The sequence below is a fragment of the Paenibacillus sp. Y280 genome (genome assembly GCF_056786335.1).
On record NZ_JBXCIW010000008.1, the window covers coordinates 244447 to 252135 of the forward strand.

A 7689-nucleotide genomic window follows, 5' to 3' on the forward strand; every position below is an offset into this window, starting at 1 on the left:
CTCCTCCTCTTTCTAAGGCTTTGAGTCATTTCTCTTGCTTAAATTGTATAAAAAAAAGACGCCGACATCTGTCGGCGCTGTGACCATATTAACGGTGCTGTGACTTTTCACTCATACATCCTGATACTTCTTGCGATATTCCTGCGGCGTCAGGCCGGTCATCTTCTTAAATAGCTTGGAGAAATGCGAGAAGTTAGAATAACCTACATGAAGCGCGATATCGCTGACCCGGTTATTCGTTTGCTCCAGCAAGCTGCGCGCCTTCGCAATTCTTATTCTCACCAAGTAATCCGTTAACGAATAGCCGGTTTCCCTGCGGTACAGGCGCGATAGATAGGCAGGATTCAAATAAACCGACTCCGCAGCCTGCTCGCGGCTAAACTCTTCGCCAAGATGCTCCTCCATAAAGCGCTGAACCTTATCTACAACCTGCGATACGTCCTTTCCGTTCTGATTGGCGTATTCCGTTACCTGAGCGCTTAATTGCTGTGCCCAGATTCGCATCCGGGCTAACGATTTCAGGACATTCTCGCCAACCTCCCATTCTCGATTCGTGAATACATCGGTCAATTGTACTGATTTTTTATTGAGCCACTCAATCAGCATATTCATAAAGCCAAAATAAAACGAGGCCATATGCGTATAATCGACACTTCTCTGCTGCATCTGGTCGAAGCACTCATCGATCCGCAGCGCTAATTCCGTCCGCTTTCCTGATTCGAGCAGCAGCACCCAATCGGAGAAGGGAGCTTGCTGTGGGGCGCTGTGCCCATGCTTCTGCTTATCGTCCCGCTCCATAATGATGGCGCATGTGCTGCTTACGTTGCTGCGCTCCAGGGATAGCAGCGTCTGAACGGAGGCGCGGAGCTGCTTTACCTCCACGTTCTCTCCGATATAACAGGAAAGATGGCAATGCAGCATGCTTTTGCACTGATTAATAAACGTTTTGCAGCGCTCGTTGGTGACGGCGGTAGATGGCTCGTTCCCATCGGGCGAGCTATACAGTAGTGCATATAAAATACCGCTGCCATCCTGAACAATAAGCCCCGGATCGCTCTGAAGCACAAGCTCCTCGGCCGCGTTTTTTACACCATAGGTCATAATCTCTTCGTCGCGCGCCGACCATTCCTCTCGCCACTGCTCGATGCTTATGAGTACGACGCGAATAAGGCTGCCCGATTGGAGCGGCATTGCATAGTTTTGCAGCGCGGAATCAAGCTGCTGCGGCGCAGCGGAAAGCCTATAATGGATGACATCCAGCCAGAAGCGCTCGATTAGAATCGGACGCTGCTTGCTCCACTGCTCATAAAATAAGCTGTACGTTCCACGAATTTTTGCAAGCTGCTCCAAATCGCGAACCTTGTCCAGCGCCTCGTTTACACAAGCTTTCAGCGCGTTGTGGTCGATTGGCTTGAGCAAATAATCGAAGCAATCGAGCTGTACGGCTTGCTGCGCATACTTAAAATCCGCATGCCCGGTAAGGAAGATCGTCACGGTGGATGGAGAATGCTCGTTCGTCCACTCCAGCAGATCAATGCCGCTTTGATTCGGCATATCGATGTCCGACAGCATAATATGTACCGTGTGTGCGGTCAGCAAGGACTGCGCCTCCTCCGCATCAATAGCTGTATAGATATTGCCAATAGGAAGCGTCGACCAATCAATGCCCTTTACGATGCCGCGAATCGCAATCTCTTCATCATCAACGACCAATAAATTATACAACGGCCTTTACCCCTTCCACTCGCTTAGGAAATACGATAACCACTATCGCGCCTGTGCCCTCCGCTTGATTGCGGAATGTGATCGACGTCCGCTCACCATATAGCAGCTGCAGCCGGTGAATAACGTTCATGATGCCCAGGCTGCCCGTCTCCTCCTGCTGCAGCGGCTCCTTATTATGCAGCTTCTCCAGCACCTCTGGGCTAAAGCCGACGCCATTGTCGCTGATCGTAAGCGTAAATCCATGGTCAGCGTCTATTTCCGCCGCGATTTTAATTTGGAACAGCTGCCTCCTGTTTTTATAGCCATGAATGATCGAATTTTCGACAAACGGCTGTACGGTCAATGCCGCTATCGGATAACTCATAATGTCGTCCATTCCCTCAAACGTGCATTCCAGCTTGTCGGGAAAGCGGATTTTTTGAATCGTCATGTAGTTCTCGATATGCATCAGCTCTTCTTTGAGCGTAATCGTATCCCGATTGGCTTTCATAATAAAGCGGAAGTAATCCGCAAGATGCAGTGACATCTTTTTGACCGATTCCGTATCGTTCAGTGCAGCCAAGTTATAAATGATATTCAAGCTGTTCATATAAAAATGCGGGTTAATTTGCGCTTGAAGCTGCTTCAGCTCCCCCTGCTTCACCCGAAGCTGCTCCTCGTACACATCGATTTTCAGCGTTTTAATTTGCTCAGCCATCACATTGAATGTGTTGCCGAGAAATTCAAATTCAAGCGTATTGTTTTTCTTAAGCCTTACGTCCAGCATACCGAGTGATATTTTCTTCATCGCCAGAATGAGCTCATGCAGCGGCTTAAACAGCATGTTGCGCATAAAAAATAAGTACATAAGCAAGATGGCTAAAAAACCGATCGGAGCAAAAAGCGTTGCATTTCGGAAAAACAAAAGGTTGCGAAGCAGCGTTTCCTCCGGAATCACGACACGGTAAGCAATATTGACCATTTCGCTCATTCGGTTCATCACGAGGTAGGCCGCGCCTGTTCCCCGGTCTGTCAGCGACTCATAAGGTTTATTCGTTATTTTATAGCTCTGCTCAAAAGGCCCTATGTTTTCCGTTAACGATTGTACAAGCCGGTCCCCATCTCGCAAGTAAATGCCGTTATGCCCGATATCCCCGTCGCTCCATTGGATAGAGAGCATTTTGTTGATATCCTGTACTTTGATCATGGCGCCGACATACAGCCCCTCTGATGCTTTAATGAAGTTGATTAGAAAAAATTTGCCCGGCATCCGCTCGTCGGCTCTTACCTCCCACGTTTGCTGATCGTTCAGAAGCAAATTTTGTTCCGTCGTCATCGTATCCATATGGGATTTAATTATTTTTTTCGTATCGTTATATACGCTGTCCGTTCCAAAAATAATATCGTTCTTGTGGTATAGAAACACGGCATCGATCAGATTATAGACGCCTACGTCGCGATTCAGCTTGGAATCGATCCGTATTTTCGTTAAGGTATAGCCGTCGCTGTCCATCGGGAAGGACATAAGCAGCCCGACATCCGAATCAAGCACAGACATTTTATAAAGATAATCGTTGATTTGAGCTAGGTTGTGATCCGTCTGACCGACATAAATATCGAGCGTGTTCCGGTAGGTCTCCGACACCTTCTCACGAACGATATCGCGCGAATAGCTGTTATTGATAAGCATATAAATGACGACCGGCAGCATTACTGCCATAAATCCGATAATAAGTCGAGTTCTTATCGATTTACCGAACCACACGCTCCGCTTTCCCCCTATCATAAAATGAATCCTCTCTAATACTATCATTTAAAGCGCTTTCTTAAAATCATATAAATGGAACTATTCATCCATACAGCAGCGTTGATGACTATCCTCAAATTGCGCGCGAACCCCCTAACACGCCAAAAAAGGCGCACGGGGGTAAAATAACCCTCAAGCGCCTTTCTGATTGTGTCTTATAGCTCTACTTTTTTGCTTAACAAATAATGCATCAAATATAGGAAACCAGCCGTAAACACCAGCTCTAATAGAAACGGTCCTGTAAATGTGTTTAGACTAAATGATGATTGGAAGGACATCGCATTCCCCGTTTGAGTACTATTAATTTCGACAAAGCCCAAAGAATCCTCGCCATAATCAAATATTACTTCTGAAATCCAAGCCATAATGATTTGCGCCCCGAAGAAAAACAGAATTCCAATCCAAGCGGATCGCTTGAACCTAAAGCTGCGCGCAACCGTAATCGAAGCAAGAATAGAAATAAGCAAAGATGTAAACGTCCACGCGGAGCCTAAAATAATCCAAAGTATCGATCCTTTTTCAAATTGAAAATTCTCTTTTATAAAGGTGGTATCTATATCCGAAAAAGCGAAATAAATCGGAATATGAATAGCAGCAATTACAGCGATCAAAATCACACAAATCCAGCTTAGGAAAATGGTTGAGCCTACCCCGTTAATTGGATGAATAGGCAGGAGCCTGCGGCTGTACGACTTTAAATTTTGATCAAACGTTCGGCAGCAATGTATGAACAACAGCGACATGGCAAGCACGTAGCCGAATATGCTGAACGATAACACCACCGGTTCATTCCAATTCTGTGTAAGTCCCGTAATCGATAGCGCTGCTTCAAGAACAAACAATATGGCAAGCGTACTGAGAATTCCATCGCTGTTCCGTTTCCAATCATATTTCAACAGTTTGATCATTCCCCGAACAACTCCTTAAACATCTCATCAACACTTTTTCCGCGCGTAAGCCGAATATTTTCCACTTCATCCTGCAGCACGATCTTACCTTCACTTATGAAAATAACTTCATCGAAGATCCGTTCGATATCACGTACGAGATGGGTCGATACAAGCAGGCTGCTATCCTCGTTATAGTAGTTAACGATTGCATCCAAAATCTTCGCTCTTGCGACAGGATCTACCCCGCCAATTGGCTCATCGAGCAAATAAAGCTTCGCATTTCGCGACAACGTAAGAGTAAGCTGCAGCCGTTCATTCATTCCTTTGGATATAGCGCTGACACGATCCCTTTTGTTCAGCTTCATGAAGGCTAGCATTTCATTGGCTTTCGCCAGATCAAAGTCGGCATAAAAATCTTTATTAAACTGGATCGCATCCTCCACGCGCATCCAGCTTTCCGTCAGCGGCTGATCCGGCATAAATGAGGTATACTCCCTTGTCTCTCTGCCGACTAGCTGACCGCCCACCTGGACTGAGCCGGAGGCAGGATGAACAAGACCAGCCGCAATTTTCATCAGTGTGCTCTTACCGCTGCCGTTGCAGCCAAGCAAACCAACAATTTTGCCGGGTGCAATGTTAAGCGAAATGTGATTTAATGCCTTCTTGCCTACATATGATTTCGATACATCAGTCAGTTGCAATACGCTTTTCACGTTCTCTTCACTCCTCTTTGTTATCCTTCTCGTCTACCGCATGCGCAACAATCATTACAATATCGTTACTCGCAAAGCCAAGCTCCTGCATCCCTTGTATGAAGCGACCGAGCAGGCCGCCAGCCATCTCTTTTTTGATCTCCATAATCTTTGTCTCCTCGCTCGTTACATATCGTCCAAGCCCGCGCTTCGTCTCTACGATTTGTTCGCGTTCAAGCTCCTGAAAGGTTCGCTGAATCGTATTCGGATTAATTTGCAGCTCTAGAGCCAGCTCCCGTACGGCCGGTATTTTATCCCCTGCTTTAAGCTTCCCGATGACAATTTCTTTCTTGATGTAATTCATGATTTGCAAATAGATCGGCAAATTATTATCGAATTCAATGCTCACAATTTGTCCTTCTCCCTTCTGCTGCACTTAACAAATAAATCAACTGTTAGGCAATATCCCGTTTTTTGAAAGTAACAAAGCTTACCGCTAGAAACAAAGCAACATACGCAGCACAAACGATGCTTGCTTCATTTAACTTAGCAGATGCTTTCATCGAATTTTTCCTCCAGTGTCCTTGTGTGTTAGTTAAATAGTACACTAGTAATATGTTGTTGTAAAGAGACACTTTAAAAATAAATTTAAGTAGGACAACGCACAAAAAAACTCTCAAGATCCAAAGGATCTCAAGAGTTTATGTAAGTAATTATGGTGCCGATGAGAGGACTCGAACCTCCACGGTTTCCCTCACGATTTTGAGTCGCGCGCGTCTGCCATTCCGCCACATCGGCATTCAGGTAAATAATGGCGTGCCCTAAGAGATTCGAACTCCTGACCTTTTGATTCGTAGTCAAACGCTCTATCCAGCTGAGCTAAGGGCACATGTTTTGTTTCTTGCATTAAAAAATCTGTGGAGGCGCCACCCAGACTCGAACTGGGGGTAGAGCTTTTGCAGAGCTCTGCCTTACCACTTGGCTATGGCGCCAAATAAATGGAGCGGAAGACGGGAATCGAACCCGCGACCCTCGCCTTGGCAAGGCGATGCTCTACCGCTGAGCCACTTCCGCATATAAATGGCTGGGGATTCAGGGATCGAACCTGAGAATGACGGAGTCAAAGTCCGTTGCCTTACCGCTTGGCTAATCCCCAACAAAATATGCATTACCTATTTTTGAATTAATGGGGCGATCGAGGGGAATTGAACCCCCGAGTGTCGGATCCACAAACCGATGCGTTAACCACTTCGCCACGACCGCCACGTTCAAAAATATTCAATTGGCAGGGGCAGCAGGAATTGAACCCACACCAAAGGTTTTGGAGACCTTTGTTCTACCTTTAAACTATGCCCCTAAGGTAAACTGGTGGAGGATGATGGATTCGAACCACCGAACTCAGAGAGAGCAGATTTACAGTCTGCCGTGTTTAGCCACTTCACTAATCCTCCATGTGGTGCCGTCGAGAGGACTTGAACCCCCAACCTACTGATTACAAGTCAGTTGCTCTACCAGTTGAGCTACAACGGCATATTCACTTGTCAAGCATGTACATCTAATGGTGGCTCGGGACGGAATCGAACCGCCGACACGAGGATTTTCAGTCCTCTGCTCTACCGACTGAGCTACCGAGCCTGATGTTGTTTAAGTGGCGGAGCTGACGGGATTCGAACCCGCGGTCTCCTGCGTGACAGGCAGGCATGTTGGGCCACTACACCACAGCTCCACATCATAATCTCGGAAAGTTCCGAATGGTAAAGATTTTTGGTTGCGGGGGCAGGATTTGAACCTGCGGCCTTCGGGTTATGAGCCCGACGAGCTACCGGGCTGCTCCACCCCGCGTCATTATTAATTATATGGTGGAGGCTGACGGGATCGAACCGCCGACCCTCTGCTTGTAAGGCAGATGCTCTCCCAGCTGAGCTAAGCCTCCGTGTTGAGCGACCTTTATATCTTATCATAGGCCATTATTCTGTGTCAAACTTTTTTTGAAGATTTGTTGGTGACCCGTAGGGGACTCGAACCCCTGTTACCTCCGTGAAAGGGAGGTGTCTTAACCACTTGACCAACGGGCCTTACTGGCAGAGAGGAAGGGATTCGAACCCTCGAGACCCGGTTAGAGCCTACACGATTTCCAATCGTGCTCCTTCGACCACTCGGACACCTCTCTATAATGGCTCCCCGAACAGGACTCGAACCTGTGACAACTCGATTAACAGTCGAGTGCTCTACCAACTGAGCTATCAGGGAATATATTGCACTTTCAAAGCAAATTGCGCCCTGAAAACTGGATACGAAAGATTAGGTTTGCTGAAAACCTCTTTAACTGTTGTCTGCCGGATGTATGGGTCCATGCAAACCTTAAGCGTATGCTTACGATGTAGGTTTGACTTACAACCTTTTAGCGTATGCTTACGATGTAGGTTTGCTTAGCAAACCTTTTAGGATAAGCCCTCGACCGATTAGTATTCGTCAGCTACACACATTGCTGTGCTTCCACCCCGAACCTATCAACCTCGTCGTCTTCAAGGGGTCTTACATACTGGGAAATCTCATCTTGAGGGGGGCTTCACGCTTAGATGCTTTCAGCGCTTAT

Annotated in this window: 5 protein-coding genes, 16 tRNA genes and 1 rRNA gene; all 22 read right to left on the reverse strand. The window is 46.8% G+C overall.

Going from position 1 to position 7689, the window contains the following annotated elements; all coding sequences use genetic code 11:
* Positions 1 to 111: 111 nt before the first annotated feature.
* On the reverse strand, positions 112 to 1725 hold the full coding sequence (locus tag AC1TPC_RS13680) for a response regulator (protein WP_482067388.1): 1614 nt from the start codon (positions 1723 to 1725) through the stop codon (positions 112 to 114).
* Positions 1718 to 3490, reverse strand: coding sequence for a sensor histidine kinase (locus tag AC1TPC_RS13685; RefSeq protein ID WP_482067389.1), 1773 nt, complete (start codon positions 3488 to 3490; stop codon positions 1718 to 1720). The genes AC1TPC_RS13680 and AC1TPC_RS13685 overlap by 8 nt, the downstream gene beginning before the upstream one ends.
* 176 nt (positions 3491 to 3666) lie before the next feature.
* Positions 3667 to 4419, reverse strand: a complete 753-nt coding sequence (locus tag AC1TPC_RS13690) for a hypothetical protein (protein WP_482067390.1) — start codon at positions 4417 to 4419, stop codon at positions 3667 to 3669.
* Positions 4416 to 5114 carry an ABC transporter ATP-binding protein gene (locus AC1TPC_RS13695; RefSeq protein WP_482067391.1) on the reverse strand — a complete coding sequence of 233 codons (699 nt, stop codon included), beginning with the start codon at positions 5112 to 5114 and terminating at the stop codon, positions 4416 to 4418. Before AC1TPC_RS13695 ends, AC1TPC_RS13690 begins: the two co-directional genes overlap by 4 nt.
* Before the next feature lie 7 nt (positions 5115 to 5121).
* Positions 5122 to 5502 carry a GntR family transcriptional regulator gene (locus AC1TPC_RS13700; RefSeq protein ID WP_482067392.1) on the reverse strand — a complete coding sequence of 127 codons (381 nt, stop codon included), beginning with the start codon at positions 5500 to 5502 and terminating at the stop codon, positions 5122 to 5124.
* Between the two features lie 307 nt (positions 5503 to 5809).
* Positions 5810 to 5891: transfer RNA gene (locus tag AC1TPC_RS13705), tRNA-Leu, on the reverse strand.
* A 14-nt stretch (positions 5892 to 5905) separates the two neighbouring features.
* Positions 5906 to 5982 (reverse strand) — tRNA-Arg (locus tag AC1TPC_RS13710).
* A gap of 29 nt (positions 5983 to 6011) precedes the next feature.
* Positions 6012 to 6085: transfer RNA gene (locus AC1TPC_RS13715), tRNA-Cys, on the reverse strand.
* Between the two features lie 7 nt (positions 6086 to 6092).
* Positions 6093 to 6167 (reverse strand) — tRNA-Gly (locus AC1TPC_RS13720).
* A gap of 7 nt (positions 6168 to 6174) precedes the next feature.
* Positions 6175 to 6249 (reverse strand) — tRNA-Gln (locus tag AC1TPC_RS13725).
* Between the two features lie 31 nt (positions 6250 to 6280).
* A tRNA-His gene (locus tag AC1TPC_RS13730) sits at positions 6281 to 6356 on the reverse strand.
* 20 nt (positions 6357 to 6376) lie between these two features.
* Positions 6377 to 6450: transfer RNA gene (locus AC1TPC_RS13735), tRNA-Trp, on the reverse strand.
* Between the two features lie 9 nt (positions 6451 to 6459).
* Positions 6460 to 6544: transfer RNA gene (locus tag AC1TPC_RS13740), tRNA-Tyr, on the reverse strand.
* Between the two features lie 3 nt (positions 6545 to 6547).
* Positions 6548 to 6623 (reverse strand) — tRNA-Thr (locus AC1TPC_RS13745).
* Positions 6624 to 6652: 29 nt separating this feature from the next.
* A tRNA-Phe gene (locus AC1TPC_RS13750) sits at positions 6653 to 6728 on the reverse strand.
* Between the two features lie 14 nt (positions 6729 to 6742).
* A tRNA-Asp gene (locus AC1TPC_RS13755) sits at positions 6743 to 6819 on the reverse strand.
* A 39-nt stretch (positions 6820 to 6858) separates the two neighbouring features.
* A tRNA-Met gene (locus AC1TPC_RS13760) sits at positions 6859 to 6935 on the reverse strand.
* Between the two features lie 15 nt (positions 6936 to 6950).
* Positions 6951 to 7026, reverse strand: a tRNA-Val gene (locus tag AC1TPC_RS13765).
* A 67-nt stretch (positions 7027 to 7093) separates the two neighbouring features.
* Positions 7094 to 7168 (reverse strand) — tRNA-Glu (locus tag AC1TPC_RS13770).
* Positions 7169 to 7172: 4 nt separating this feature from the next.
* Positions 7173 to 7263, reverse strand: a tRNA-Ser gene (locus tag AC1TPC_RS13775).
* 4 nt (positions 7264 to 7267) lie between these two features.
* Positions 7268 to 7343: transfer RNA gene (locus AC1TPC_RS13780), tRNA-Asn, on the reverse strand.
* A gap of 192 nt (positions 7344 to 7535) precedes the next feature.
* Positions 7536 to 7689 (reverse strand): 23S ribosomal RNA (locus AC1TPC_RS13785); the annotation flags it as partial.

Bases quoted from the DNA above. Each gene is read 5' to 3' on its own strand.
- AC1TPC_RS13685 (WP_482067389.1), bottom strand. From the start codon at position 3,490: ATGATAGGGGGAAAGCGGAGCGTGTGGTTCGGTAAATCGATAAGAACT.
- AC1TPC_RS13690 (WP_482067390.1), bottom strand. From the start codon at position 4,419: ATGATCAAACTGTTGAAATATGATTGGAAACGGAACAGCGATGGAATT.